This window comes from Streptomyces sp. NPDC001381, assembly GCF_042895685.1.
In the GTDB taxonomy this organism is placed as follows: Bacteria; Actinomycetota; Actinomycetes; order Streptomycetales; family Streptomycetaceae; genus Streptomyces.
Window position 1 is genome coordinate 236,715 of record NZ_JBIAWO010000006.1, and the last position, 26,260, is coordinate 262,974.

Here is a 26,260-nt window from a genome sequence, read left to right on the forward strand (position 1 = left end):
GCTCCTTGACTGAGCCGGTGAGGGGTGGGCGGTGCGTGGGGTCGCCGGGGGTACGGGCCCGGCGAGCGGTCGTCAGCGGGTGGGTGCGGGATACGGGACGCGGAAGGAGTGCCGGCCGGGTCCGGCCTCGACGGGCTCGGTGCCCGGCAGGTCGACGAGTGCGGTGACCTGGGGCGGCACGAGGAGGTCGACGTGCAGCGTGCCTCCCTCACGGCTCCAGCCGCACTCGGCCCGCCCGAAGGGGGTGTCGTGCCCTGCCCGGGCCCAGGTGAGTCCGCCACCGGGGCGGGGGCGCACGAGCAGGCGCCGGTAGCCCGGTTCGGCCGGCGCCAGACCGGCGACGGTGCGATGGATCCAGTCGGCGACCGCCCCGAGCGCGTAGTGGTTGAAGGAGGTCATCTCGCCGGGGTTGACGCTCCCGTCGGGCAGCATGCTGTCCCAGCGTTCCCACACGGTGGTGGCGCCCATGTCGACCTGGTAGAGCCAGGAGGGGCAGGAGCGCTGCATCAGCAGCCGGTAGGCGGCGTCGACGTGACCGGTGTCGGTCAGCGCGTCGCACACCAGGGGCGTGCCGAGGAAGCCGGTGCCGATGCGGTGGCCGCGGCCGGCCACCAGGCCGGCCAGGTGGCGTCCGGCTCCGGCCCGCTCGGCGGGGTCCTCCAGCAGCCGGAAGGACAGCGCGAGCGCGTAGGCGGTCTGCGTCTGCTCGGTGAGACGTCCGCCGCCGCTGTGGAAGCGGTCGCGGAAGGCGTCGCGGACGGAGTCGGCCAGGGCGTGGTAACGACGGGCGTCCGTCGCTTCGTCCAGGACTTCGGCGGTCCTGGCCAGCAGCCGTGCGGAGCGGGCGAAGTACGCCGTGGCGACCAGGGCGGACGACGTCATGGCGCGGCCGGGGTCGTCCGCCGGGGCGCTCGGGTCCAGCCAGTCGCCGAACTGGAAGCCCTCGCCCCAGATCCGGGCCGGGCCGGCGAGGCCGTCGACCGCGTCGACCCAGCCACGCATCGAGGGGTACTGCTCGCGCAGCACCTCGGTGTCGCCGTACCGCTCGTACAGGACCCAGGGCACGATGACGGCGGCGTCGCACCAGCCGGCCATCGGCGGGTTGCCGGGCGGGATGGGCACCGGGGTGATCACCGGGATGTCGGGGCTGAACACCGGGGGCACGCGCCGCTCGTCGTCGCCCTGGTCCGCGGCGAGGTCGCGCAGCCAGGAGCGCAGGAAGCCACGGACGTCGTAGAGGAAGGCGGCGGTGGGGGCGAAGACCTGGACGTCCCCGGTCCACCCGAGGCGCTCGTCGCGTTGCGGACAGTCGGTGGGTACGTCCACGAAGTTGCCGCGCATCCCCCACACCACGTTCTCGTGCATGCGGTCGAGGGAGTCGTCGGAGCAGGAGAACCAGCCCGTGCGGCGCAGGTCGCTGTGCAGGACGACGGCGGTGACGTCGGCGGGGTCCAGCCGGCCGGGCCAGTTCCCGACCTCGGCGTAGCGGAAGCCGTGGAAGGTGAAGCGGGGTTCCCACTCCTCACCTGCCGGGTCGCCGCTCAGGACGTAGCGGTCGGTCGCGGTGGCGTGGCGCAGCGGGCGGGTGCACAGCTCGCCGTCTTCCAGGACCTCGGCGTGGCGCAGGGTGAGGGTGTGGCCGGCCTCGCCCCGGACGCGGACGCGCAGCCGGCCGACGAGGTTCTGGCCGAAGTCGAGGATCGTCCGGCCGGTCGGTGAGGTGGTCACCGCGACGGGCGCGATGTGCTCGACACGGCGCACCGGCGGGCTGTCGGCCGGGAAGAGGACGGCGGTGTCGAAGTCCAGGACGGCGACCGGCTGCCATGCCGAGTCGTCGAAGCCCGGCCGGGTGAAGCCGGCCCGTTCCTGACGGGCGTCGTACTCCTCGCCCTCGTACAGTCCGGTCGCCAGGATCGGGCCCGGGCTCCAGCGCCAGCCGTCGTCGGTGGTGACGACCTCGGTGGAGCCGTCGGCGTAGTCGATGTGCAGCTCGGCGAGGAGTCCGGTGCGCTCGCCGTAGATGTCGCGGGTGCCGCCGTTGAATCCGAGCAGGCCGCGGTACCAGCCGTCGGCGAGGTGGGCGCCCCATGCGTTGCGGCCTTCGCGGACCAGGGTGGTGACGTCGAAGGTCTGGTAGCGGTGGCGGTGGCGGTAGCTCGTCCAGCCGGGAGCGAGGACGTGGTCGCCGGCCACGGTGCCGTTGACCTCCATCTCGTAGACGCCCAGGGCGGTCACCAGGAGACGGGCAGAGCGCACGGTGGCGCGGGCGGTGAACTCGCCGCGCAGCAGTGTGGCCGGGCGAGCTCCCGCGGTGGGAGCGGGGGCGGCGGGGTGGGGGGTGACGACATGTGCGGTCCACGGGTGGTGCATGGCGGCCTTTCTCAGCGCCGGGGGTGGGCAGCCACGATCATGCGGCCAATGCCTAGTGAATACTAGGTGTTCGTGTGTGTGACGTGTGACACGCGGGCGCGCCCGACCGCGGCAATGATGTTATGCACATGACAATCACGGGCGGTTGAAGACCGGCCGGGCTCGGCACCGGCCACCCGCCCCCAAGGGCACCTCGACCTCGCCTCCGGCGCCGGCCGGAGACATCCGCGGACTAAAGCCCCTGCCCGTCGGCGGAAACGGCCCGCATGAGGCGGTCGAGGTGGCCGCGCATCACGGCGACGAGATCGAAGCAACGCCCACCGGCCAGCCACTGATGCATCAGACCCGCGTCCATGGCGACACACTCACGGGCCAGGGCCTCGCAGTCGAGACCGTCCCGCAGTTCACCCTTGAGGCTGCCGGCCCGCAACCGGTCGGCGAGCTCCTTGACGCCCTTCTCCTGCCAGGCGGTGAAGTGACCGTGGGCCGGATGGTCGGGCGCGGTGGCCTCGGCGCCGAGGACCACGGCCAGCTCGACCATGCCGGGCATCGCGAGGGTCTCGGCCGTGTCCTCCAGGTGGCAGCGGAAGGCGTCGCGCACCGAGTCCGAGACCCGCTCCCACCGGACGTCCATACGTTCGTGCCAGTACTCGACCACCGCCAGGAGCAGCTGCTGCTTGTCGCGGAAGTGGTGCAGCAGCCCGGCATCGGTGATCTCGGCGTCGCGCGCGATGCGGGCGAGGGAGGTCTTGCGGTAGCCGTCCCGGCCGAAGCGCAGCAGCGCCGCCTCCAGGATCTGCGTACGCCGCGCCAGTCCTGCCGTGTAGTGGCCGCGCGGCCCCCTGGGTGTCGCCATGCCAGAACAGTACCGGTGGGACCGGCGGCGGCGAGCGGCCCCGACCACCCGGCAGAAGTCCGTGTGAGGTGGGTCACCTTTCCGAAACCTAGCGGGCACTAGGTGTTCGGGTCATCATCGACGTCACGCGATGACGGGTTGCCGCGCCGTCACGTCCACGTGAGCGACGTGTTACGCCGGCCCTCTCCTGCGTGCCACCCCCCGGCTCCCATCTCTCTCGGCACCTCCGTGAAAGGAGGGCTGGCATGACGCCGATGTCATCAAGCCCCTCAGTCGACCTCGCAGCCCGCACCCGGACGGACGGGCGGTGGACGCCCCGCCTCGTCCTGCTGCTCATCGCGCTCGCCTGGCCGACCCAGTTGCTGGCCGCGGGCGGCATCCTCGGCGCCAACGCCACGGCAGGCGTCGCACAGGCCTTCCACACCACCCAGGTCGTGTGGTTCGGCCTCACCCTGACCCTGGTCTCCACGCTCCTCACCCCGTTCGTGATCAAGGCGGGCGACCTGTACGGCAAGAGGCGCGTCATGCTCGCCATGACGGCCCTGGGCGCACTCGGCGAGATGCTGGCAGCCCTGGCCGGCAGCTTCTGGCTCGTGCTGGCGGGCCGGGCGATCGCCGGCTGCTACGGCCCGTTCGGCGCCCTGTCCTTCGCAGCGGTACGGGACCTCTTCCCGCCCCGGCTGGTCAAGCAGGCCAGCGGCATCATGGGCAGCAGCGTCGGCCTGGTCGCCCTCGTCTCCCCGTTCCTGGCGGGCTGGCTGGTCGACAACTGGGGCTACCGCGGAGCCCTCTGGTTCCTCGCCGCCGCCACCGCCGTCGCCTGCGCGCTCATCGCCCTGCTGGTCCCCGAGACGCCCCGGCACGCCTTCGGCTCCCGCTTCGACTGGCCCGGCGGACTGGTCCTCGGCGGCGGTCTGACGGCCGTGGTCTACGCGGTCGGCCAGGGGCAGAGCTGGGGCTGGGCGGACCTGCGCACACTCGGCTGGCTGGGCGCGGGAGCCGTCGCCCTGATCGCCTTCCTGTTCATCGAGCGCTCCAGCCCGAACCCCATCCTGGACCTCGAGGTCCTGCGCCGCCGCCCCGTGGCCCTCGCCCTGACCGCCGGCGGCCTCGCCCAGACGGTCGCCTTCACCATGCCCGGCCTCGCCATCCTGCTGGCCCTCTACCCGCACATCCCGGGCGTCTCGGCCGGGCTGGGCTGGACGGCCCACCACAACGCGGTCGTCAGTGTCAGCTGGAACCTGGTCATGTTCGGCACCGGCCTGCTCGTCAGCCGCTACCTGCGGCACTTCGACGCCCGCCGGATCTGGTGCGCGGGCCTGGTGGTGATGGCTCTCGGCTACGCGCTCGTCGGCTTCTACCACAGCAACGAGATCGAGCTCATCGTCACCTCCTGCATCGCCAACGTCGGTGCCGGCGTCGTCGTCGCCGGGGCTCCGGCGCTCGTGGTCGGCGTGGTCTCACGCGACGAGCAGGGCCTGGGCAGCGGCATGCTGAACATGCTCATCAGCCTGTTCGGCGCCATCGTCACCGCCGGCGCCTACGCCGTCCTGGCCGCGGACAGCACCGTCCTCGACGGCACCGCCTTCTACCTCGACACCGGCTACTCCTGGATCTTCTGGCTCGGCGCCCTCGTCACCCTCGCGGCCCTGGTGCTCTCCCTGTTGATCCCCCCGCTGCACGACCCTTCGGACGACGACGTCCCGGCCGACGTACAGCCCGCCTGACCCCGGCCGCGCATCCCCTGCCCGCGGAGGCCCGCCCGCCTCCGCGGGCAGGCCTCCACCCGTCTCGGCATCGCCGCTCGGTCCTTGCCCGCTCATCGCCTCGCGGTACGGAGCGGTACGGAGTCGTCGTCGCCCGGGCGGGGCGCCCCATGGCCCCCGGCGCGGCCCGTCGAGCCTCTGAGCTTCCTCAAGTCGCTTGGCCGGCCGCGTACTTCGCGGTCACGATGATCCGCATGATGGGTATCGGCAAACCGAGCAGCAGGCACAGCGTCGTGCTGACGATCCGGGACGCGGACGTGATGGGGGCGGCGCTGCGGGAGGCCTTGGCCGAGGCCACGCCCGAGGAGCGCCCGGGCCTGGAACGCGCCGCGGCCCTGATCGCTTCCACGGCCACCGACACCGACGCCCGGCTGCGCGCCCGCTGGGTCCGTGGCCGGCTCGCCGCCGTCGGCTTCACGGGAGATGTGGCCTCGGTCGCGGCGGTCAAGGCACTACGCCAGGCGGAGCCCACACTGAGCCTGCTGGCGGCGGTGGAGCTGCAGAAGACAGCGGCGGCCCATCCGCACTGACCGGACGCCCTGCGCGGCATCCGGCACCCCGAGCGCCCGGCCACCACGCGGGCGCAGGTGCACACCACCTCGGCGGCGACGAGGAACCCGGCGCCGACCACCTCACCGTCGGCCGAGCAGATCCGCGCCTGCGACCGCGAACGACGCCTGGGCGGGGCCTCGATCCGGGCAATCCCGGCCGGACATGCCGCGCGTGAGCCATAGTTGGGGATCCGGGGTCGGGTCGTCCAGGCGAGGGGGAACGGAGTGCCTGACGAGCGCGGGAGGCACCTGGTGACCTGCGGATCGCCCTGGCCCGCCTCGCCCGCAGGCAACCTCTGGCCCCTGAAGGAGACACCACCCCGTGCCCGACATCCCCTGGGACACCATCACCCGGCTCGCCCGGCGCTTCGACGCTCACGACACCGCTCTCGGCCTGGCTCCGGAGGAGCAGTGGAGCCTGCAGGTCCTCAAGATCGCCGAGGAGACCGGGGAAGCGTCCCAAGCGGTCATCGGAGCCCGTGGGACCAACCCCCGGAAGGGGACCTCGCCGTGGGACGACGCGCATGCGGAAGTCGCGGACGTGGCCATCACGGCACTGGTGGCACTGGCCCGCATGCGCCCCGACGACGCCGCGGAGTACCTCGACCGGCACCTGACCGCCAAGTCGGCGAAGTTCCTTCCCGCGGGTCCCACGGCACTCCCTGACCCGGCGGAACCGGCGTGAGCGGCTGCCGCCCGTCCCCCACCGAGGCTCATGCCGGACCACCGGACCAGTGACCGGCAGCGCGCGGCGAGGCCGAGCTCGCGGGCGGGGAACGGACCCCCGGGCCCGCGCCCGCGAGCACCACGTCACGCGCGGGAGGTCCGCTCCCCGAATCCCTTGAACACGGTGATCAGGCCGTGGGGGGCGTCGTCGCCGTAGAGGAATTCATGGAGCCGGGTGCCTTCCGCGGCGGCCACGGCACCGCGGGGGAACATGGCCCGCTCGTACGCGCCGAGGGCGGCTTCGAGGTCGCCGGGGTGCGCGGCGACGGCCTTGCCGAGTTCGGCGCCGTCGTACATGGCCAGGTTGGCGCCTTCGCCGTTCGGCACCGAGAGGTGGGCGGCGTCGCCCACCAGGGTCACCCCGGGAACCCGATCCCACCGGTGGCCGACCGGCAGGGTGTGGAGGGGGCGCCAGACCGGCGGGGTGTCGCTGTCGGTGATCAGCGCGGTGAGCTCCGGCGCCCAGCCGTCGAACTCCCGCGCGATGCGGGCGGTGGCCGCGGCGGCATCGGTGAAGTCGATGGCGGTGAACCAGTCCAGCGGCTCGGTGAGCGCCACGTAGGTGTGCAGCGTGCCGCCCCTCTCGCGGTGCGCCTGGATCCCCTTGCCCGGCGCGAGCGCGAGCAGCGACCCGCCGCCGACCGCCTTCGCCGCGGCCGGGTGGCGGGCGTCGCCGTCGGACAGACAGGTCTCGACGAACGACCGGCCCGCGTACTCGGGGGTCGCGGTGGAGAGCAGCGGCCGGACCCGTGACCACGCGCCGTCCGCGCCGACCAGCAGACTGGTGACGGCGGTGGTGCCGTCGGCGAACGTCACCTCGTGGCGGCCCTCACCGACGGCACGGGTACGGCTGACCTTGTGGCCCCACCGGACGGTGCCGGGCGGGAGCGAGTCGAGCAGGATCTGTCGCAGCTCGCCGCGCTGCACCTCGGGGCGACCGCCCGTGCCGTCGTCGGGTCGGTCGAACAGGACGGTCCCCTCCCGGTCGAGGACCCGTATCGCCTGGCGGCCCTCCAGGACGAGGCCGCGGAACTCGTCCGCCAGGTCCGCCGCCTCCAGGGCCGGCCGGCCGGTGTCGTCGTGGATGTCGAGCATCCCGCCCTGCCCGCGCGCCGTCGGGGAGTCCTCCGCCTCGTAGACCGTGGCCGGGATGCCGTGGACGTGGAGAACGCGGGCGAGAGTGAGTCCTCCGAGCCCGGCGCCGATGATCGTGACGTGAGTGGTCATGGTGATTCCTTGCCTGGGGCACGTCTGCCGGATGGGCACCCGGCAGGATCCGTGGCAAGGTTCCAGGCCCTCGCCGACAAGGAGCCGACATCCGCCCGACAGCCCCGACAGGTGACCGACAGCGCGGCTGCGCGGGACCTCCTACGGCTTCGGCTTCCAGCCCCAGGCCGTGAGCATTCCGGCCGACAGGGCGGCGCACTCGTCGGACCGCAGGTAGCCGATCGCTTCGTCGACGCCGGCGTCGTCGATCAGGCCGGTGGCGAGCATCGCCGCTCTGCTCCGCTCCCAGGTGTCCGCCCAGAAGCTGCTGAGGGGACTTCCCGGCAGCAGCGGTGGCACATGGATCTCGGCGGCGACGGGCATGAGCCCCGCCCCGCGCAGCAGGTGCGGGTAGGCCGGCACCCACGAGACATCGGTGCCGATGCTCGACCGCAGCCCCTGCCACATCGCGCGCATCGCCCCGGTGTACGGCGTGCCGGGCGTGCGGTCGTTGGTGAGGTCGACCGCGTCGCTGAGCACCAGGACACCACCGGGCGCGACGAGTGCGGCCAGCGTCGCGATCAGACGGTCGCGTTCGGGCAGGTGCATCAGCACGAAGCGCGCGTGGACCAGCCGGAACCGGCCGGGGGCGAAGTCGGGGGCGGCGATGTCGGCCTCCAGCACGTCGAGCCCGGGTGCCGGCCGCTCGGCGAGAAAACGCACGTCGCGGTCCACGGCGAGGACGCTCGCCACCCCGGCCTCCTGCAGCAGCCGGCGGGAGATGGTGCCCGTTCCGGCGCCCACGTCGAGGCAGCGCCATCCCGGGCCGGCGCCTAGGGCCCGCAGCCGCGCCATGGTGATGTCGTCGTAGGCGAGGGCGCCGAAGTCGATGCGCTCGCTCTCGCCGGCCTGTTCGGGACGGAAGACGGCCTCGCCGTAGCGGCCGCCGGCCGGCGCGTCCCCGCGCGGGGCGTCGGTCACGTCACGCTCGTCGGATGGTTCATGGCCGGACCTCTTCACGCGGTGGAGTGGTACGGGGCGACCGGCCCGGGGCGGGCCGCCGCCCGACCCGATTCTCCGTCGGCGGCAGCCCGCACGGCCGAGGCGCGCCCGCGCGTGAGCCGTTCGGGCCCGGGGGCTGTCGCTTCGGGTGGGCTCGGTCTCCGGAGGTGCCGACGTTCCGGTGGTGCCGACGTTCCGGTGGTGCCGACGTTCCGGTGGTGCCGACGTTCCGGTGGTGCCGACGTGAGGGATGCCGGGAGCGCGGGTTGTGGGCGGGCCCGGGGGTCCGCCGGCGTCTCTCACCGTGACCGTCGTATCCGGTCGAGGACGTCGTCCCAGCGCAGGTGGGTGCCCTCCGTGCCGGCGGGTACGGCGGTGAAGGTCGCGTCCAGCCAGTCGCGGAGCTCGGCGGCCGGCACGTAGAGGACGGCGGTGGCGTGCCTGCCGCGCAGCAGGATGCGGACGGTGGTGGTGCCGTGGCAGCGGCACGGCGGCCACACGCGGACGCCTCCCTCACCGGACGGTGCGCGCAGGCCCGCGTACAGCACGTCGCGGGAGAGCGCCCAGGGCGGGGAGGGTTCGGGGGTGCCGGGGAACTCCATGTGCACGGCGAGGGGGTCGGCGGGGTCGTAGTGGAAACGGGCGCCGGTGGTCAGGGCCTCGGCGGTGCTGACGAGCACGAGGACGGTCAGATCGAGGCGGAGCCGTTCGTGCCGGCCGTCGGGCGGTCCGCCTCTCGGCTGGTGGGACGGTCGGTGCACGGGTGCCTCCCGGGACAGGTGACCGCGGGCTCCGCCAGGTGGCGTAAGCCCCCGTGCCACTTCCGGGCGGGGACGCCGGGCGGATGCGTTCCGGTCCGCCGGGACCGGCGCCGCGAGGAGCGTGCGGGTCCGGGAGCGTCGGCCCCGTGCGGTGCCGGGCCGGGCAGAGCCGGCAGGGCCCCGCCCGGCGCGCCGGGCGACGCGGGCGCGTGCTCTCCCGCTGCGCTCAGATCTGCTACTTCAGGTAAGGGCCGTCCGCCCCGATCTTTCCGGGACCGTCGAGGACGTACACCCGCAGGTTGCCCTTGCCCGGCGCCGCGACGCTCAGGGAACCGTTCGAGACGGTCTTCACGTCTCCGGTCACCGCGTCCCGGTAGGTGCCGTCGGGGATGCCGGAGTAGGTCGCCGCGCCGGTGACGGTGACGAGCGCGAAACTGTCGGTGCCACCGCTGGTGTAGCGCCGCTTGAAGGCCATGCCGCCCGAGATGCCCTCCGTGGAGTACTGGCCCGTCTGGAGGGCCGGGACCGCCCGACGGATCTGGTTCAGCCGCTGCAGGTGCTTCACCAGGGGCTGGGCGAGCGTCGTGGCGACCTGGCCGCCGGCGGAGGCCACCGTGCCGAAGTCGGACGCCGTGACCGAGCCGGCCAGGTGGTCGCCGTAGTAGGCACGACCGGTCGTGGCGAGCGGGCAGGTCGGGCCGCAGTCGATCTGCTTGCCCTTCTGGAACTCGATCTCCGAGCCGTAGAAGAGGGTCGGGATGCCGCGGAAGGTCCACATCAGCGACATGTTCTCGGCCCAGGCGTCGGTGCCTCCGCTGTAGCGGGTGCTCGACTTGTTGGGGCCGTAGTCGTGGCTGTCGACGTAGACGACGTTGTAGGTGGCGTCGTTGACGCTGTCGTCGGAGTCCTTGCCGTTGTTGTAGGCGTTCTGCGCGTCACTGAAGTTCATGTGCATGCGCATGTCGATGATGTTCATCCCGGAGAACCTGCTGTGGTCCGGGATGTGGTAGGTGTTGCCGTCGAGGAAGGCGTTGGTGGACGTCGGCTGGTTGCCGGTGCCGAGGTTGTTCTCGTAGGTGTACTGCTCGATGGCGGCCGTCTCGTCGTCGGTGCTGTACTCCTTGCGTTCCTTCCATGTGTAGAACTGGGCGGAGTGGTTGACCGAGCCGCGGTTCCACTTGTCGTTGACGAACGCGGCGACCTCGCCGAAGACGAAGAAGTTGCTCGCTGCCCCGGCCCCGAACTTCTGGGTGACGCGTTCCTGGATCGCGGGCAGGAAGCGGCGGTTCCAGGTCACCCGCGGGATGTGGACGGCCGTGTCGACCCGGAAGCCGTCGACACCCATGTCGATGTACTTGTCGTAGGCCCCGATGAGGTAGTTCTGCACCTGGGTGTTCTCGGTGTTGAAGTCGGCCAGGTCCTCGTGCAGCCAGCACGAACGGGCGTCCTCGCCTTCCCAGTTGCCGATCCAGCACTGGTGGTAGTAGCTCCTGGGGAACATGCCGGAGGTGGGGCTGGGCCACTGGCAGTTGTAGAGGGTGTAGCCCTCGGCGCTCTTCCCGCCCGTGGGCTTGCCCCAGTTGAGGCAGGTGTTGCCGGACGGCTCGGCGGTGGACCAGAGGTCGCCGTTGTAGTACGACTTGCCGGACTTGGTCTCGACGGTGAGGCCGTCGTACTCGAAGGCTTCGTTCTTCTCGTCGTAGTACCAGCTCCACTGGCTGTCCCTCACGCCGTAGACGGTCGGGGTGAACAGGCCCTTGGCGCCCCAGCGGGAACTGTGGTTGTAGACGACGTCCTGGTAGATCTTCATGCCCTTGGCGTGGGCGGCGTTGATCAGATCCTGGTAGGTGGCGCCGGCGGACTCCAGCCGTGGGTCGACCTTGTAGAAGTCGTAGCCGTGGTAGCCGTGGTAGTCGTAGTCCGAGCGGTTGAGGACGACCGGGGTGATCCAGACGGCCGAGAAGCCGAGGGCCTTGATGTAGTCGAGGCGTTCGACCAGGCCCTTGAAGTCGCCGCGGAACATGGGGTCGTTGTTCGCCGCGTTGCCGGATTTGGTGTGCTGGCTGCCGCCGCGGTCGTTGCCGCTGTCGCCGTCGTGGAAGCGGGCGGTCATGACGAAGTAGATCGGGTCCTTGCGCGGGTCCGTGCCCAGCGGGGTGCCGGCGGCGGGGGTGGCCGGCTTCTTCCCGGTCGTCGCCGTGGCCGCGGCGGAGGCGGCCGAGGTGTTGCCCGCCGCGTCCACGGCCTTGACCGTGTAGCTGTAGGCGGTGTCCTCCTCCAGACCCGTGTCGGACCAGACGGTGGAACCGACGCCGACGACCGACGTGCCCTGGGTGCCGCCGGTGCGGGTCACCTGGTACCTGGTGACGCCGGTGTCGTCGGTGGCGGCGTCCCAGGACAGCACCACGGAGGTGCCGGCCGCGCTCGCCCGGACGTTGGCCGGGACGCTGGGCGCCTCGGTGTCGGGTTCCGCGGCGGCGCACGGGTCCTTCGCGTTCGCGGTCACGGTGTTGTTCTTCACCGTGCTCGTCCCGGTCCCGATGGTGTAGTCCGAGCTGTTGTTGTTGTCCCAGACCCCGTTGCCGTTGTTGAAGGCGGCCTTCAGCGAGGTCGCGGCGCCGAGGTCGACGGACTTCTTCCACCAGCCGGTGCAGGCGGCCGCCATGCCCACGCCGGGCACGGTGGTCCAGGAGCCTCCGGCGGGGGCGTAGTGGAGGTTCACGGTGGTCCAGCCGAGGGTCTCGGCCGAGTAGTAGACGGTCGCCTCGTTGCCGGTGCCGCTCTCGCCGGAGCCGGCGCACGGGTCGCTGTGCGCCACGACGCCGTCCTTGACGGTGATGTCCCCGGTGCCGAGGGCGTAGTTCTGGCCTCCGTTGTTGTCCCAGGCTCCGCTTCCGTCGGTGAAGGTGGCCTGGAGCCCGGCGGCGGAGCCCAGATCGACCGTCAGTTTCACCCAGTCGGTGCACGCGGTCTCCATGCGCGTGCCGGGCACGGTGGTCCACGACCCGCCGTCGGGGGCGTAGTGGAGGTAGTGGTCCGACCAGTTCTTCGTCCTCGTGTAGTAGAAGACGGTGGCCGAGTTGGCGGTGGCCGACGCCGAGTCGGCGGCGGCCGCGGGCGCGGTGGGGAGGGTGAGGGGCAGGACGAGTGTCGCTGCGGCGAGGGCTCCGGCCGCCCAGGGCTGGGCGAGGGAGCGGCGGCGTCTCATGCGCGGCTCCAGATGGGGTGGGGAGGGTGCCATGTGGGGGGGTGCCATGTGGGGGGGCATGTGGGGGGTGCCATGCGGGGGTTCCGTGCGGGGTGGCAGTCGGGGGGTGCGGGGCAGTCGGGGGGTGCCATGCGGGGGGAAGGTGCTTTGCCGGGGGGCGGTGCCATGGGAGCGGGGCCGGCGGAGACCTCCACCCGCCTCGGGTCCTCCGTGCCCGCGCCTGCGCTGCATCACCTTTCTGAAAGTTTTAGCAACTCCTTGCAGGCGTCGGGAGATTACCCGTACATGACAGTGGCGTAAAGAGTCCGCGCAGGGATCCGCCTCCGGCCAGGTGCCGACGGGCTCCCGTCACACCGTGGGCGACGCGCGTCGGACGGGGGACCCGTGGCGGGTCACGCGAAGCGCGTGGCGGAGGCGGGCAGCGGTACGGGCGGGCCGAACCGCACCGGAAGCCCGGGAGAGTAGAGGACGCTGACGGGCTCCCCGGCCGGCTTCGACAGCCCCGCGGCCGGGACCAGGCCGTCGTCCCACCCCAGCAGGGTGCACCTGCGGAAGGACCACGCGGGGTGAGCGTTCGGCAGGTAGTAGGACCTTCCGAGGGCCTGCTCGTGCAGTCCCCATCGGTTGGTGAGGAACTCCCCCAGCGGCCCGGGAGCCGCAGGCTCGTCCTCCACGTCGATCCACACGCGTGCCCCCGGGCGCGCGCCGTCCCGCCGCCTCGTGCTGTACAGCAACCGGCTGTCGAACCACTGACGGCTGACACGGGACCAGCGGTAGGGCAGCCCGAGACCGAAACGCGCCGCCAGCACGGGCAGCAGCCTGTCGCAGTCGAGTGAGCGGAACACCACGCCGCGCCGGCCCAGGGCGTCGCGGCTGTACAGACGGACATTGACCTCGCCGAAGCTCCCCAGATACGGCAGCGCCGGGGTCCGGCCGAAGGCCAGGTCGTGCATGCGGAAGAAGACCAGGCCCACGTATGTCCGGCCCTCGTGGAGATCGGGCACCGTGCCGGCCGGCAGCAGCCCGGACACCTCGAACGGGTCCGCGGGCCAGTGCAGGAACACCAGGTCCTGCCAGTGCTGCCGGAACAGCACGCGCCGCAGCGGCCTGGGAGCCAGCGGGGTCAGGGATTCCGCAGGCCGATGCGGCCGGGCCCGGTCGGGCGGCGAGCCGTGCAAGGGGTGTCCGGTCGGCATACCGGTCCTACCGGACCACTTCGAGCGCCGTGCCGGTACCGGGGCGAATCAGCCCGGCCCCCGAGCGCAGCGCCTGGACGACGGCGGCCACGGCCACGCCGACCCGCAGCCCCCGCGGCAGCGGCGGCGCCTCACCCACCACGGCTCTTCCCGCGAAGCCCGTGTCCATGTGGGGCAGGTTGATCTCCAGCACGGACACACCATGGCGCCGCTGCTCCCGCCGGACCGCCGTCAGCCACGTGGCCAGCGCCGCCTTGGCAGCGGCGTAGTCCGCCATCCGCCCCGGTGCCGCCTGGGCCACGACCCCGGTGACGGCCGCGAGGACACCGCCCTCGGAGACATGCGCGGAGGCGGCGCGCAGGAACGCCATGGGGGCCAGCGCGTTGACCGCCGCCAGGTGTTCGGACACCGCGTCGCCCACCTCCCGGGCCGGGCCGAAGGCGGCGACGCCGACGCACACGACGACCGCGTCCAGGCCGTCCAGCTCCGCCGCCGCCCAGTCGACCGTCTGGGCGCAGGAGTCGAGGTCCCAGGCGTCGAAGGTGCGGGCGGGAGCGTCCGCGCACGCCGCCGAGACAAGCGCGAGCGCATCCTGGTCGCGCCCGGCGAGTGCCAGGCGGGCGCCCAGGGTGTGCAGGCGGGCGGCGAGCGCCCCTCCGATCTCCCCGGTGGCGCCGGGCACCAGGATGCGCGAACCTCGGATGTCCATCCCGCAGCCTCCCGACTCGTCCCCGACCGGTCGACCCATCGCCCCGCGTCTGGTCGTCCATGACCGCTCTCCGACCGGTCTCCCCTGTCTGGTTCCGCAGTCGATCGCCGACCGGATGCAGTCGAGGAACGGGCGCCCCGGACGGCCGCACCGACCCGCACGGCGCGGTCCCGGTCCCTGCATCCGTGGGGCGTACTGGCGCGGAACAGAAGATGCCGGAATCAGCAGGGCGACCGGCGGACGAATGACGGAAACGGAGACCGTTGTGATCGAAGTCGAGCGAGTGATGACAGTGGACCAGCCGTTGGCCGAGGTCGTGGGCTTTCTTGCCGACTTCTCGAACACCGAGATGTGGGACCCGGGCACCGTGACGTGTGACCGGGTCGGCGGCGGAGCCCTGTCCGTGGGATCGGAATGGCGCAACGTGTCGGAGTTCCGGGGCCGCCGCACCGAGCTGCGCTACCGGCTGGTCCGCTTCGATCCCGACCATCTGACCTTCGTGGGCGAGAACAAGACGGCCACCTCCACCGACGACCTGCGCTTCGAGGACGACGGCGGACGCACACGGCTGACCTACCGGGCGCGCGTGGAATTCAACGGACTGGCCCGCCTGGCCACTCCCCTGCTCAAGCGGGAGTTCGAGCGGCTCGGCGACGAGGTGTCCGAACGTCTGCCCGAGGCCTCGACCGCGCCCTGGGCACCCCGCCGCCCGGAGGAGGCCGCCCCCAGTGACCAGGAGGGACAGACCCGGCTCACCCCGGGCGGTCGGCAGGGCCCGCCTCCCCGGGGTCGTCTCCCCGTGGACGTGAGCGAGCCGGACGAGGAGGTGTCCCCGGAGGCCGGCGTGACCACCGGTTCCCTCGCCAGACGTCTGGGCGTCTCGCCCACGACCCTGCGTTCCTGGGACCGCAGGTACGGCCTGGGCCCGGCGGCCAGGGCGAAGGGGCGGCATCGCCGGTGGATGCCCGACGACGTCGCCACGGTCCTCGAGATGTGCCGGCTGACGGCCGCCGGGATTCCACCCGCGGAAGCCGCGAGGGCGGCGCAGGCCGCGGAAGCCGCGAGGGGCGCGAAGTCCGCGAAGAGCGCGAGGAAACGAGCCCACGGGAACGGCACCCGGAACATGCCGTCCCAGCTCCCACGGCCCGCGGACGGTTCCGCCGCCGCTCCGCCAGCCCTACCCGCGCCCCTGCCCGTGCCCGCCCATGTCTCGCGGTCCGGCAGCGGCCTGCCCCTGGGCCATGTGCGCCAGGAGTGCAGAGGCCTCGCACGGGCCGCCGTCCGGCTGGACGCAGTCGCCGTCCAGGAACTTCTCACGGCGGCGGTCCGCACCCATGGGATGGTCGTCACGTGGGAGGAGATCGTGGCTCCGGCCCTCCAGGCCGTCGGGCGCAAGTGGCGGTCGGCGGGTGAGCGCTACGTGGAGGTGGAGCACCTTCTGTCGTGGCACGTCTCGGCGACGATCCGTCATGTCTACGTCTGTGCCGCCTCCGCCCGGACGGCGTCGCCTTCGGCGCCGGTCATCCTGGCGTGTGTGCCGGGCGAGCAGCACACGCTCCCGCTCGAGGCGCTCAACGCGGCGCTCGCGGAGCGCGCTGTGACGACCCTCATGCTGGGCAGCGCCGTCCCGGCCGAAGCCCTGGTGGCAGCGGTGCAGCGGGTGGGTCCGCGTGCCGTGGTCCTGTGGTCGCAGTCGGCCGCCACGGCCAACATCCCGTTGGCGCACCATGTCGCCTCGACCCGCTGGGGCATCCGGGGGGCGCGGACACAGAGCCGCGTTCTTCTCACCGGTCCCGGCTGGCGGCGCACACAGCCCTCCGGACTGCCGCGCCCGCGTGACCTGCGAGAAGCCCTGAGCATGCTCGACGCGCAGGACCTCGGGCATCCTCTGGCCCTGGACGCCTGAGCCGGGGCCTCGTCCGGCTCGGGCCTCGTCCGGCTCGGGTGGCAGGCGTACGTCGTCCCCGCCCCGGCATGGGGGCGGGGACGACGTACCGGCCGAGTCCCCTCGCCCTACTCCACGGGCTGCGCGTTCGCCGTGGTGAGCGGCTGCGGAGGAGCCGAGCCGCCCGCGGGCAGCGGATGTCCCTCGCCCCGCTCCCTGCGCCGGGCCGCGAGGGATTCGCGGGCCGCCTCACGGGCGTGACGGCGACGCCAGTACGGGTTGTCGTGCGGCAGCTTGCCGGACACGCGCCCGTACATGCCGAAGGTCAGAATGATCAGCCCCATGACGAAGCTGAACATGACGTTGGTCATCCCGAAGTCCAGGATGTTGGCCGGCCGGTCGAGGACGAAGATGTGCGCGAATCCGCTCAGCAGGAACAGGGCGCCGACGGTCATGTTGAGCGTCGACGCGAAGTTTCCGCCCACGATGCCGCCGACGACGAGGGACAGGCCCACGACGACGGAGATCAGGCTCAGCACACCGTTGGTCGACATGCCCGCGAGGTGCTCCCCGTCGGTGCTGAACGGGCTGAGCTCGTCGGCGAAACCGAGGGCGCCGAAGACGAGCAGGGTCAGACCGCAGAAGGCGGCGCCGTACCGGTAGACCGTGGCGAGCCTGTGATCCACGGGGAGTTCGTCGCTGAGTTTCATGGCGAATCCTTTCCCGATGCGTGAACGCGTCGCCGCGTTCCGCGGAGCAGCGCCGGGGGTCGGCCACTCAGCAGACCATTCACCACAAAAGCACCGTTCGGTTGCACTCGGTGCTCAGGTCTGACCGGGTGGCGGTCGGCTACGGGCGGGATCTGCCGAGGCTTGATCACTCCTTGCCGCGGACCACGGTGACGGGGCAGTGCGCGTGGTGCAGCACGGCCTGGCTGACCGAGCCGAGCAGCAGACCGGCGAAGCCACCCCGCCCGCGGGCACCGACCACGACCAGCTGTGCCTCCCGGCTGGCGTCGATCAGGGCCGGGCGGATGCGGGAACGCAGCAGTCGCCGTTCCACGGCGACGTCCGGGAAGACCTCCTGCCAGGAGGCCACGGCCTCGTCCAGCAGGTGCTGCTCGGCCGCGCGCAGATGCTCCTCATCGGTCACCACGGCGGTCAGAGGGTCGCCCGGACCTTCGTAGGCCCGCTCGCTCCAGGTGTTCCACACGTGCACGGCCACCAGGGGTGCCTTGCGCATCGCGGCCTCGGCGAACGCGAACTCCACCGCCGCCTCGCCGGCCGGGGAACCGTCCACCGCCAGCACCACCGCACCGGCCGGATCGGGGCGCCCGCGCACCACCATCAACGGGCAGTGGCCGTGGGCGGCCAGCTGCACCGCCGTCGAACCGAGCAGCAGCCCCGCGAAGCTGCCCACTCCCCGGCTGCCGACCACCGCCAGCGCCGCCGAACGCGACTCGATCTCCAGCACCTCGAGCGCCTCCCCGGCCACCACCGACCGGGTGATCTCGATGCCCGGCGCCACCGCCTGCGCCCGTTCCTCGGCGCGGACCAGCGCCCCGTGCACCATCGGCTCCAGACCGTGGTCGGCCGGGCTCCACGGCGGGGCCCCCGCCGGCAGGTGTCCGGGCGCATGCCCGAAAGCGTGCACGATCCGCAGCTCCGTCCCGCGCAGGTGCGCCTCCCGGGCCGCGACCTCGACCGCGGCCAGGCTGGACGCGGAACCGTCCACACCCACGATCACCGGATCACTCACTGCGTTCTCCCATCCCACAGCGCCGCCGGGGCGCGTCCGTTTCCGTTCCCAGCATCAGGGCCGCCGCTCCGCGGGGCCACAGGCCGTCCGGCCGTACGAGGGACCGCTCGGCCCTGCCGCCCCGCACGCCGCGCGTGACCGGGACGCCGGCCGTCGCCCCCGTACGGGCCGGGCGACGCGCTGTCCGACTCGGACACCCCCTGCCGCTCCCGCACACGGGCGGCGCCCGGACCCGGCGGCGGGCTCCGGCGTACGGCCCGGCGGAGGGGGCCGTTCGTCCCCTGGCGTGAGGGCCGAACAGTGCGATGTGCTGGACAGGAGAGAAGCGAAGGTCGTCGCAACCGGACGGACCGAGGTGCGCCATGGACAACCCCACCGGAATCACCGTCACGGCACGGCTGCGCCGTCTGACCGGCGCGATCGTGTCCCCACGGCTGGAACCCGCGCTCCTGGCCGTCACGGCGGCTGCTCTGACGGCCGGCGGCGTCGCCTGGCTCGTCGGGGCAGGCGGCCTCGCGGACCTGTTCTGGGCCCTGGGCACGATATCCGCCGTCGTACCCGCGATGGGGTGGGTGGTGGACGCGCTGCGGCACGGGCGTGCGGGCGTGGACCTGATCGCCGTGCTGGCCCTCGGCGGCACCCTGGCCGTGGGCGAGTACCTGGCCGGGGCCCTGATCGCGCTGATGCTCGCCACCGGCCGCACCCTGGAGGCCGCCGCGCAGCGGCGTGCCTCCCACGATCTGCGCGCCCTGCTGGAACACGCACCGCGCTCCGCCCGCCGCCGCACGGACGCGGGGGTGGACACCGTGCCGCTGGCCGAGGTCGGGGTCGGCGATCTGCTCGTCGTGGGTCCGGGCGAAGTCGTCCCCGTCGACGGCCGGGTGGAGAGCACCGCCGCCGTCCTCGACGAATCGGTGCTGACCGGTGAGCCTCTCCAGGTGGAGCGGCCACGGGGCGAAACGGTCCGCAGCGGTGTGGTCAACGCGGGCAGCGCCTTCGAACTGCGCGCGACCGCGACCGAGCAGGACAGCACCTACGCGGGCATCGTCCGCCTCGCCCGGCAGGCCGGGGCGGAGTCCGCGCCCGTGGTGCGGCTGGCCGACCGTTACGCGGCCTGGTTCCTTCCCCTGTCGCTCGTGGTGGCGGGACTCGCCTGGCTGATCAGTGGATCCGCGGTACGGGCCGTCGCGGTCCTGGTGGTCGCGACGCCGTGCCCCCTGCTGCTGGCCGCGCCGGTCGCGATCGTCTCCGGACTCTCGCGGGCCTCCCGGCTCGGCGTGGTCATCCGCGACGGCGGCGCCCTGGAGAACCTCGGCCGGGCCCGCACCCTGCTGCTGGACAAGACCGGCACCCTCACCGGCGGCCGTCCCCGCGTCCTGGACGTGACCGCCGCGCCCGGCGGCAGGCCCGCGGAGGTGCTCCGCCTGGCGGCGTCCCTCGACCAGTACTCGCCGCACGTCCTCGCCCACGCCATCGTCGACACCGCCCGGGAACGCAAGCTGGAGCTGTCGGTTCCGTCGGACGTCACCGAGGAACCCGGACGGGGCGCCTCGGGCACGGTGGACGGGCACCGGGTCTACGTCGGCCGTCTCGACCCCTCGGACGTCCGGCCTTCCTGGGCCCGCGCCGCCGACAACCGGGCCCTGCTCGACGGCGCCGCCGTCGCCTGGCTGACCGTCGACGGACAGCCGGCCGGCGCCGTCCTGCTGCGCGACCCGGTACGGCCCGACGCGCCCCGCACCCTGCGTCATCTGCGGGCCGCGGGCATCGAACGGCTGATGATGCTCACCGGCGACCGCGCCGAACCCGCCCACGAGGTCGCCGCCGTCCTCGGTCTCGACGACGTGCGCGCCGAGCTCAGCCCGGCCGGCAAGGTCGCCGTCGTGCGCGCCGAGCGTGACCGCGCGGTCACCGTGATGGTCGGCGACGGCGTCAACGACGCACCCGCGCTCGCCGCCGCCGACATCGGCGTGGCCATGGGGGCGCGGGGCTCGACCGCCTCCTCCGAGGCCGCCGACATCGTCCTGACCACCGACCGCGTCGAGCGTCTGGCCGACGCCGTCTCCATCGCCGTACGGGCCCGGCGCATCGCCGTGCAGAGCGCGCTCGGCGGCATGCTGATGTCGCTCGCCGCCATGGCCGTGGCCGCCTTCGGCCTTCTGCCGCCCGCCGCCGGCGCGTTGCTCCAGGAGGGCATCGACGTCGCGGTCATCCTCAACGCCCTGCGCGCCCTGCGCGTCGACCAGGCCGCGCGGCCGGCCCTCACGCCCGGTGCCGAGGCGCTCATCCACCGATTCGCGGCGGAGCACGACGACCTCCAGGACGTCCTGGAAGCCGTACGGGACGCCGCCGACCTGCTGTCCGACGGCCCCGGCCCCAAGGCGCTCTCGGCGGTCGAGGAGACCCACCGGCTGCTCACCGAACGGCTGCTGCCGCACGAGTACGCCGAAGAGCATCAGCTCTACCCCGCCCTGGCCCCCGCCCTCGGCGGCCCCGAGGCCACCGCCACCATGAGCCGCGCCCACGCCGAGATCGAACGCCTCTCGCGGCGCATCGCCACCCACCTGCAACTGGCCCACGCCGACGGCGGTCTCACCCCCGGCCAGCTCGACGATCTGCGCTCCAGCCTCTACGGCCTGAACACCGTGCTGCGCCTGCACTTCACCCAGGAGGAGGAGAACTACTTCTCGCTGGCCCCGTGAGCACGGCCGCGTCCCGGGACGCGGGGCGGGAGTCAACGGGCCGCGCGTTCGGCGCGGGCGCGCCGCCCTGCCGGGGTTCCCGTCGCCCGGCACCACCTCACGGGAGGCGGCGCCGGGCGACGGGGTCAGGGGGTGCGGGAGGAAGTCCCGACGTGGCGTCAGTCGGCCGAGGGGGTGAGCCGTACGGGCAGTTCGAAGAGGTCGTTCTGGGTGACCACGGGCTTGTTGCGCAGAGCCGAAGGCGGCACCGCGAGGTCGAGTCCGGGGAAGCGGGCGTACAGCGCGGGCAGCGCCACACCCGCTTCCAGGCGGGACAGGGCCGCGCCGGGGCAGACGTGCGGGCCGTGGCCGAAGGAGATGTGGCGGGTCCGGGTCTCGCGGGTGATGTCGAAGTCACCGGCGGTGGGGCCGTGCGCCTCTTCGTCGCGGCCTATCGCCCCGTAGGAGACGATGAGCGCGTCGCCCGCCGGGAGAACCCGGTCGCCGACCGGCACGTCCTCGGTGGCGAACCGGATCAGCACGTGCGAGGTCGGGGTCGACCAGCGCAGGGTCTCCTCGATCACCGCCGACCAGTCCGCCTCTCCCGAGAGGACCAGCGCGCGCTGCTCGGGGTGGGTGGAGAGGTTGACCACGGCGTTGACGATCAGGGAGATGGTCGTCTCGTGGCCGGCGGCGACCATGAGCTGGAGGGTGGAGACGATCTCCTCGTCGGTGAGCCGGTCGCCGTCCTCCGAGGCCTGGATGAGCGCGCTGGTCAGGTCGTCACCGGGCGCGGCCTTCTTCGCGGCGACCGTCTCGGCCATGATCCCCGCCAGTTCGACGAGGGTGGCGACGACCTCCTCGGGCGGGGTCTGGGTGGAGAAGAACTTCTCGAACAGTTCCTTCAGCCGCGGCAGCCGGCTCTCCTCGATGCCCATGAGGTCGGCGACGACGTACATGGGCAGCGGGTAGGCGAACTCCGCCTTGAGGTCGACCACGTCGGCGTCGGCGGGCAGCCGGTCCAGCAGCTGCTCGGTGAGCTCGGTGATCCGCTTGCGCAGGGTCTCCACCCGGCGCGGGGTGAGGGCCTGGGCGACGAGGCCGCGGAGTCTGCGGTGGTCGGCGCCGTCCACGGTCAGCATGGAGCGGCCGGGGTTGGCCAGACCGATCAGGGGCCAGTCGGGCGGGATCTCGCCGCGCTGCCAGGCGCCCCACACCTCGATGTCCTTGACCAGGCGGGGGTCCGTCAGCAGCGCCTTGGCCTCGGCGTGCCGGGTGACGGCCCAGACGGGCACTCCCCCGGGCAGCTCGACCGCGGCCAGCGGCCCGGCCGCGCGCAGCCTCGCACTCTCACCGTCCAGGTCGGTGACGAACGGATCCAGGGCGATGCGCAGCTCTTCGGTGCCGGACGTCATGATCAGTTGCCTCCCAGGGCAGGGGTCGGGGTGAACCGCACGGGCAGTTCCGTCAGCCCGCGCAGCCAGGGCGAGGGGCGGCGGGTCAGGGAGTCGGCGGGGACGTCGAGGTCGATGTCGGGCAACCGGTCCAGGACGACCTCGATGGCGGTCCGGGCGGTCACCTCGGCGATCTCCTGGGCCGGGAACGGGCAGCGGTGCTCGCCGTGCCCGAAGGAGAAGTGGGCGTTGTTGCCGCCGGTGAGGTCGCCGCCGACAGGACGCACCTGGGGGTCGGAGTTGGCCGCCTGGAGGCCGAGGAGGAGCAGGTCTCCGGCGCGGATGTGCTGTCCGCCGAGGTGGGTGTCGCGGGAGGCCCAGCGGCCGGCGACGTTCTGGGTGGGCGTGTCCTCCCACAGGACCTCGTTCATCGCCTCCGCGACGCTGTTGCGGCCGCCGAACAGGGAGGCGGCGAACCGGGAGTCGGTGAGCATCAGCCGCAGGGAGTTGCCGATCCAGTCGGCGGTGGGCTGGTGCCCGGCCGCCATCATCACCATCAGGTCCTGGACGATCTCCTCGTCGCTGAAGCCGCTGGGGTCGGCCAGCATGCGGGAGACCACGTCGTCGGCGGGCGCGGCGCGGCGGGCGGCGAGCAACTCGCCCATGGAGGTGGCGAGATGGCTCTGGCCGGCCAGGGCGCGCTCACGGCCGTCGATCATGTCGTTCAGCGCGGTGACCAGGCCAGGCCCCTCCTCGTCGGAGAAGCCGTACAGCCGTGCCAGCACGCGGACGGGCAGCAGCATGGCGTACTGGCCGATGAGGTCGGCCGTTCCCCTTGCGCAGACCGCGTCGATCAGTTCGTCGGCGAACCGCTCGGCGTGGCGGCGCAGTTGGGTGGGGTCGCTCGCCTCCAGCGCGTTGCTGATCATGGCGGCGCGTTGGCGGTGGCGGTCGCCGACCGTGTACAGGATGGACGGCTGCTTGCGGCCGATCATCGGCAGCAGGGGCCAGTCGCCGGGGATGGTGTCCCACTGGTTCCACAGGTCGGAGTCGCGGCTGAACAGGACGGGGTCACCCGTGACCTGGTGCAGTTCGCGGTAGCCGAGGACGAGCCAGGCGGGGACTCCGCCGTCCAGCAGGACGGGGGTGACGGCACCGTGCTCGGCGCGCATCTCCCGGTACAGCCGGGCCGGTTCGGTCTGGAAGCGCGGTCCGCTGAGCGGAACGGCGTCGGTGCTCACGCGAACTCCCGTGGTGATGCGGCGGCGTGGGCCGTCTGTCCGGCGTACCGGCTCTGGATGTGCTGGACGAGCGTGATGAGGACCTGCTTGCTGGACTCCCGGGAGCGGGCGTCGCAGTCGACCAGCGGCACCTGCGGGTCGAGGTCCAGGGCCGCGCGGACGTCGTCGTGGGAGTGGCGGGGGCCGCCGAAGTCGTTGCAGGCCACGATGAACGGCGTACCGTGACGCTCCAGCCGGTCGATCGCGTACCAGGAGTCGTCGATCCGGCGGATGTCGACGAGGACGACCGCGCCGAGGGTGCCGGAGAACAGCCGGTCCCACAGGAACCAGAAGCGTTCCTGTCCGGGCGCGCCGAAGAGGTACAGCACGTTGCGGGCGTCGAGGGTGATCCGGCCGAAGTCGAAGGCCACGGTGGTCGACGTCTTCCCGCGGATCTCGCTGATGTCGTCGACCGTCTCGCCGGCCCTGGTCATCGTCTCCTCGGTGTTGAGGGGACGGATCTCGCTGACCGAACGGACCATGGTCGTCTTTCCGACACCGAAGCCGCCCACGACGACGATCTTCAGACCGTTGTCGGCGGAGGCGCCGAGGGGCGTACGCGCCTCAGAGGTTGCGGAGTCCAACGAGCACCTGCTCCAGGATGTCGGGGTCGGGAAGGACCGAGCTGCGGGGGTGGCGGGCGCTGACCCGGCCCGCGGCGAGCAGGTCGGACAGCAGGATCTTGGTGATGCTCACGGGAAGCCCCAGTTCGGCGGCGACCTCCACCACGGCGGTGGGCGCCTTCACCAGGGTGAGGATCGCCGCGTGCTCGGACTGCATGCCGGGGGCGGCGTCGCTCTCGGCCACCACCAGCGTCACCAGGTCGAAGGGACTGTCGGGCCCGGACCGGCTGCGTCCCCCGGTGAGGGTGTAGAGCCGGTCGGGGGCGTCGTCCCTGCCCGGCCGCTTCATGCCGTGCGGGGCTGGGCCGTCAGATGTTCCCCGAGCTGTTCGACCAGCTCGCTCATGTTGTGCCCGACGAGACCGGGTTCGGCCTCCTCGGTGGTGACCACGGCCAGGTGGGCGCCCTCGCCGGCCTCCACGATGAACAGGGTGCCGCCGTAGAACTCGGTCATCGAGGAGCGCACGCCTCCGCTGCCGTCCCCGAACTCGACCGAGGCGCCGTGCGAGAGCGACTGGATCCCGGCGGCGATGGCGGCGAGCTGGTCGGCCTGGTCGACGGTCAGTTCCGGGGTCCGGCACAGCTTCAGCCCGTCGCGGGAGAGCACGAGGGCGTGCCGGGCGCCGGGGGTGCGCTCCAGGAGCCCTTCGATGAGCCAGGTGAGCTTCTCGTCGACGGTCGTCGTGCCGGTCATGAGGTGGTGTCGCCTTCCGGGTGCGAGGGGGTGGGTCTGTCGGGGGTCGTCTCGGTGCGGGGGGACGGCGTGGTGTGCGGGTCGTCGGTACCGGCCGGCAGCGGGTGGCCGCCGGTGCGCTCCGCCGGGTCGGTGGCGCGGACCGCCTGGCGGAAGGCGCCGAAGCGGCTGGCGCGGGCGCGGATGTCCTCGGGTGTGGTGGTGGGGCGCCGGGTGGCCTGGGCGGCCCGTGCGCTCTCGGCGGCGGCCAGGGTGCGGCCGCGCCGGCGCTTGGGCAGGCCGCCCGCCTCCGGGGTGGTGCCGGTCTCCTCGTGGGGCTGGGCGCGGTCCGGGGACGGGGCGGCTTCGGCGGGTGCCGGGGTGCCGCGGTCCGGGTCCGGGACGCGGGTCGGGGCGCTGTGCGGGCGGGGGTCCGCGGGCAGCTGTACCGGGCTCGGCGCCGGGGTGAGGATGTCCTGGGGAATGAGCATGAGCACCCCGGTGCCGCCCCGGGCGGAGGGCCGGAAGGACACCTTCATGCCGTGCTTGCGCGAGAGCCGTCCGACGACGGCCAGGCCGAGCCGGGTGCCGGTGAGTCCGCCGAGCCCGGTCACGTCGCCGGCCACGGCCTGTTCGGCGCGGCGCAGCTGGACGTCGCTCATGACGAGCCCGCTGTCCTCCACCGAGACGATGGCGCCGGCGGGCACTTCCTCGACGTAGACGTGCACTTCGGCGTTGGGGGGCGAGAAGTTCGCTGCGTTGTCGAGCAGTTCGGCGAGGGCGTGCATCACGCCCTCGGCCGCGTGCCCGGCGACGGCGACGTCGCTGACGGAGTGCAGGCGGATGCGCTGGTAGCCGCTGATCCGGCCCATGGCGCCGCGCAGGATGGACTCCATGGAGATGGGGCGCGCCCAACGGCGTCCCGATCGCGCGCCGGTGAGCACGGCGATGGAGTCGGCGAGACGGCCGGCCTGTGCCGTGCGGTGGTCCAGGTGCAGCAGGTCGGCGAGGACGTCCTCGTCGCTGTGCCGCTCCTCCATGGCGCGCAGGTCGGCCAGGGTGCCGGTGGCCAGGGCCTGCATCCGGGCGGCGGCGTTGGCGGTGGCCGCGACGGCGGTGTCGCGTTCGCCGACGGCGCGGGCGAGTTGCTCGGACAGGCTGCGCACCTCCGCCGCGAGCCGGGCCCGTTCGACCTCCGCCTCCTTGGCGCGCAGGGCCCGCTCGCGGGTGAACTCCTCGGCGAGCCGGGCTCGTTCGTGTGCGGCGGCGTCGGTGTGCCGCTGGTGTTCACGGCGCCACTGCTCGGCCTGGAGGTCGCGCTCGCGGGTGACCCGCTCGGCGTCGGCGGTCATCGTCCGCAGCGCGGCACTCACGGCTCGCACGGACCGCCGGGCCCGTACGGCGACGGTGACGGCCGTGCAGAGCAGGACCCCGGCGATCGCGCCGCCCCCGCCCACGATCGTCCGTGCCGACGCGGGTACGGAGGTGACGGCCCATAGGACGGCGAGGGCGGCGAGGGCCGCGGTCAGCAGCGGGAGGGGAAGCAGCGAGCGAACGGTGGATCGTTCGCCGGAAGGGGCGGGCGCGGTCATCGCTCAGGTCCTTGGGAGGCCGTT

At 72.9% G+C, this 26,260-nt stretch carries 21 protein-coding genes and 1 pseudogene; 6 read left to right on the forward strand and 16 right to left on the reverse strand.

Annotated elements, in window-relative coordinates:
- Positions 1-72 precede the first annotated feature (72 nt).
- Together ACFY2L_RS27000 and ACFY2L_RS27005 are read right to left on the reverse strand one after the other, a co-directional pair.
- The gene (locus ACFY2L_RS27000) at positions 73-2,370 is read right to left on the reverse strand and encodes a family 78 glycoside hydrolase catalytic domain (protein ID WP_390823663.1); all 2,298 of its coding nucleotides are present in this window, start codon (positions 2,368-2,370) and stop codon (positions 73-75) included.
- A 232-nt stretch (positions 2,371-2,602) separates the two neighbouring features.
- On the reverse strand, positions 2,603-3,226 hold the full coding sequence (locus ACFY2L_RS27005) for a TetR/AcrR family transcriptional regulator (RefSeq protein WP_390661606.1): 624 nt from the start codon (positions 3,224-3,226) through the stop codon (positions 2,603-2,605).
- A gap of 245 nt (positions 3,227-3,471) precedes the next feature.
- Between ACFY2L_RS27005 and ACFY2L_RS27010 the strand changes: the two genes are divergently transcribed.
- The 3 genes from ACFY2L_RS27010 (at position 3,472) to ACFY2L_RS27020 (ending at position 6,228) form a co-directional block, all read left to right on the forward strand.
- A complete protein-coding gene (locus ACFY2L_RS27010) occupies positions 3,472-4,953 on the forward strand; it encodes an MFS transporter (RefSeq protein WP_390823664.1) in 1,482 nt (493 codons plus the stop codon).
- A 233-nt stretch (positions 4,954-5,186) separates the two neighbouring features.
- Positions 5,187-5,522 carry a hypothetical protein gene (locus ACFY2L_RS27015; protein WP_390823665.1) on the forward strand — a complete coding sequence of 112 codons (336 nt, stop codon included), beginning with the start codon at positions 5,187-5,189 and terminating at the stop codon, positions 5,520-5,522.
- Between the two features lie 343 nt (positions 5,523-5,865).
- On the forward strand, positions 5,866-6,228 hold the full coding sequence (locus ACFY2L_RS27020) for a MazG-like family protein (RefSeq protein ID WP_390661603.1): 363 nt from the start codon (positions 5,866-5,868) through the stop codon (positions 6,226-6,228).
- A gap of 125 nt (positions 6,229-6,353) precedes the next feature.
- Here the strand turns inward: ACFY2L_RS27020 and ACFY2L_RS27025 are convergent, their stop codons facing one another.
- The 6 genes from ACFY2L_RS27025 to ACFY2L_RS27050 all read right to left on the reverse strand — a co-directional run bounded on the left by ACFY2L_RS27025 (position 6,354) and on the right by ACFY2L_RS27050 (position 14,351).
- The gene (locus ACFY2L_RS27025) at positions 6,354-7,496 is read right to left on the reverse strand and encodes an FAD-dependent oxidoreductase (protein ID WP_390823666.1); all 1,143 of its coding nucleotides are present in this window, start codon (positions 7,494-7,496) and stop codon (positions 6,354-6,356) included.
- A gap of 141 nt (positions 7,497-7,637) precedes the next feature.
- Complete coding sequence (locus ACFY2L_RS27030; protein ID WP_390823667.1) at positions 7,638-8,456, reverse strand: class I SAM-dependent methyltransferase; 819 nt, start codon at positions 8,454-8,456, stop codon at positions 7,638-7,640.
- A gap of 320 nt (positions 8,457-8,776) precedes the next feature.
- Positions 8,777-9,238: an SsgA family sporulation/cell division regulator gene (locus tag ACFY2L_RS27035; RefSeq protein WP_390661600.1), complete on the reverse strand. Its 462-nt coding sequence runs from the start codon at positions 9,236-9,238 to the stop codon at positions 8,777-8,779.
- A 235-nt stretch (positions 9,239-9,473) separates the two neighbouring features.
- Entirely contained in the window at positions 9,474-12,446 is a 2,973-nt protein-coding gene (locus ACFY2L_RS27040; protein WP_390823668.1) for a carbohydrate binding domain-containing protein, read from the reverse strand.
- A 392-nt stretch (positions 12,447-12,838) separates the two neighbouring features.
- Positions 12,839-13,540: a YqjF family protein gene (locus ACFY2L_RS27045; protein ID WP_390823669.1), complete on the reverse strand. Its 702-nt coding sequence runs from the start codon at positions 13,538-13,540 to the stop codon at positions 12,839-12,841.
- Between the two features lie 109 nt (positions 13,541-13,649).
- Positions 13,650-14,351, reverse strand: a complete 702-nt coding sequence (locus ACFY2L_RS27050) for an SDR family NAD(P)-dependent oxidoreductase (RefSeq protein ID WP_390661597.1) — start codon at positions 14,349-14,351, stop codon at positions 13,650-13,652.
- A 286-nt stretch (positions 14,352-14,637) separates the two neighbouring features.
- Here ACFY2L_RS27050 and ACFY2L_RS27055 point away from each other — a divergent pair.
- A pseudogene (locus ACFY2L_RS27055) lies at positions 14,638-14,952 on the forward strand (SRPBCC family protein); the annotation flags it as partial.
- A 204-nt stretch (positions 14,953-15,156) separates the two neighbouring features.
- Positions 15,157-16,257: a MerR family transcriptional regulator gene (locus ACFY2L_RS27060; protein ID WP_390823752.1), complete on the forward strand. Its 1,101-nt coding sequence runs from the start codon at positions 15,157-15,159 to the stop codon at positions 16,255-16,257.
- Positions 16,258-16,364: 107 nt separating this feature from the next.
- Here the strand turns inward: ACFY2L_RS27060 and ACFY2L_RS27065 are convergent, their stop codons facing one another.
- Both ACFY2L_RS27065 and ACFY2L_RS27070 read right to left on the reverse strand, forming a co-directional pair.
- Positions 16,365-16,946 carry a DUF4383 domain-containing protein gene (locus ACFY2L_RS27065; RefSeq protein WP_390661594.1) on the reverse strand — a complete coding sequence of 194 codons (582 nt, stop codon included), beginning with the start codon at positions 16,944-16,946 and terminating at the stop codon, positions 16,365-16,367.
- A gap of 166 nt (positions 16,947-17,112) precedes the next feature.
- Positions 17,113-17,994 (reverse strand): universal stress protein, encoded by an 882-nt coding sequence (locus tag ACFY2L_RS27070; protein ID WP_390823670.1) that lies wholly within the window; start codon positions 17,992-17,994, stop codon positions 17,113-17,115.
- Between the two features lie 362 nt (positions 17,995-18,356).
- Here ACFY2L_RS27070 and ACFY2L_RS27075 point away from each other — a divergent pair, with 362 nt between their 5' ends.
- Entirely contained in the window at positions 18,357-20,696 is a 2,340-nt protein-coding gene (locus tag ACFY2L_RS27075) for a heavy metal translocating P-type ATPase (RefSeq protein WP_390661592.1), read from the forward strand.
- Positions 20,697-20,854: 158 nt separating this feature from the next.
- On the opposite strand, the gene ACFY2L_RS27080 is transcribed toward ACFY2L_RS27075, so the two are convergent.
- The 6 genes from ACFY2L_RS27080 to ACFY2L_RS27105 are packed head-to-tail and all read right to left on the reverse strand — an operon-like array spanning position 20,855 to position 26,236.
- A complete protein-coding gene (locus ACFY2L_RS27080; RefSeq protein ID WP_390661591.1) occupies positions 20,855-22,090 on the reverse strand; it encodes a cytochrome P450 in 1,236 nt (411 codons plus the stop codon).
- A gap of 2 nt (positions 22,091-22,092) precedes the next feature.
- Positions 22,093-23,310, reverse strand: coding sequence for a cytochrome P450 (locus ACFY2L_RS27085; protein ID WP_390661590.1), 1,218 nt, complete (start codon positions 23,308-23,310; stop codon positions 22,093-22,095).
- Entirely contained in the window at positions 23,307-23,933 is a 627-nt protein-coding gene (locus ACFY2L_RS27090; protein ID WP_390823671.1) for an ATP/GTP-binding protein, read from the reverse strand. The genes ACFY2L_RS27085 and ACFY2L_RS27090 overlap by 4 nt, the downstream gene beginning before the upstream one ends.
- Positions 23,914-24,261: a DUF742 domain-containing protein gene (locus ACFY2L_RS27095; protein WP_390661588.1), complete on the reverse strand. Its 348-nt coding sequence runs from the start codon at positions 24,259-24,261 to the stop codon at positions 23,914-23,916. The genes ACFY2L_RS27090 and ACFY2L_RS27095 overlap by 20 nt, the downstream gene beginning before the upstream one ends.
- Positions 24,258-24,665 (reverse strand): roadblock/LC7 domain-containing protein, encoded by a 408-nt coding sequence (locus ACFY2L_RS27100; protein WP_390661587.1) that lies wholly within the window; start codon positions 24,663-24,665, stop codon positions 24,258-24,260. Before ACFY2L_RS27100 ends, ACFY2L_RS27095 begins: the two co-directional genes overlap by 4 nt.
- Positions 24,662-26,236 (reverse strand): sensor histidine kinase, encoded by a 1,575-nt coding sequence (locus ACFY2L_RS27105; protein ID WP_390661586.1) that lies wholly within the window; start codon positions 26,234-26,236, stop codon positions 24,662-24,664. Before ACFY2L_RS27105 ends, ACFY2L_RS27100 begins: the two co-directional genes overlap by 4 nt.
- Positions 26,237-26,260 lie beyond the last annotated feature (24 nt).

What these genes read in the sequence shown, in the direction of transcription:
- ACFY2L_RS27065 (WP_390661594.1), bottom strand. Translation starts at nt 16,946, where the DNA reads ATGAAACTCAGCGACGAACTCCCCGTGGATCACAGGCTCGCCACGGTC.
- ACFY2L_RS27005 (WP_390661606.1), bottom strand. Translation starts at nt 3,226, where the DNA reads ATGGCGACACCCAGGGGGCCGCGCGGCCACTACACGGCAGGACTGGCG.
- ACFY2L_RS27040 (WP_390823668.1), bottom strand. Translation starts at nt 12,446, where the DNA reads ATGAGACGCCGCCGCTCCCTCGCCCAGCCCTGGGCGGCCGGAGCCCTC.
- ACFY2L_RS27025 (WP_390823666.1), bottom strand. Translation starts at nt 7,496, where the DNA reads ATGACCACTCACGTCACGATCATCGGCGCCGGGCTCGGAGGACTCACT.
- ACFY2L_RS27050 (WP_390661597.1), bottom strand. Translation starts at nt 14,351, where the DNA reads ATGGACATCCGAGGTTCGCGCATCCTGGTGCCCGGCGCCACCGGGGAG.
- ACFY2L_RS27095 (WP_390661588.1), bottom strand. Translation starts at nt 24,261, where the DNA reads ATGAAGCGGCCGGGCAGGGACGACGCCCCCGACCGGCTCTACACCCTC.
- ACFY2L_RS27080 (WP_390661591.1), bottom strand. Translation starts at nt 22,090, where the DNA reads ATGACGTCCGGCACCGAAGAGCTGCGCATCGCCCTGGATCCGTTCGTC.
- ACFY2L_RS27100 (WP_390661587.1), bottom strand. Translation starts at nt 24,665, where the DNA reads ATGACCGGCACGACGACCGTCGACGAGAAGCTCACCTGGCTCATCGAA.
- ACFY2L_RS27105 (WP_390661586.1), bottom strand. Translation starts at nt 26,236, where the DNA reads ATGACCGCGCCCGCCCCTTCCGGCGAACGATCCACCGTTCGCTCGCTG.
- ACFY2L_RS27015 (WP_390823665.1), top strand. Translation starts at nt 5,187, where the DNA reads ATGATGGGTATCGGCAAACCGAGCAGCAGGCACAGCGTCGTGCTGACG.
- ACFY2L_RS27000 (WP_390823663.1), bottom strand. Translation starts at nt 2,370, where the DNA reads ATGCACCACCCGTGGACCGCACATGTCGTCACCCCCCACCCCGCCGCC.
- ACFY2L_RS27010 (WP_390823664.1), top strand. Translation starts at nt 3,472, where the DNA reads ATGACGCCGATGTCATCAAGCCCCTCAGTCGACCTCGCAGCCCGCACC.
- ACFY2L_RS27075 (WP_390661592.1), top strand. Translation starts at nt 18,357, where the DNA reads ATGGACAACCCCACCGGAATCACCGTCACGGCACGGCTGCGCCGTCTG.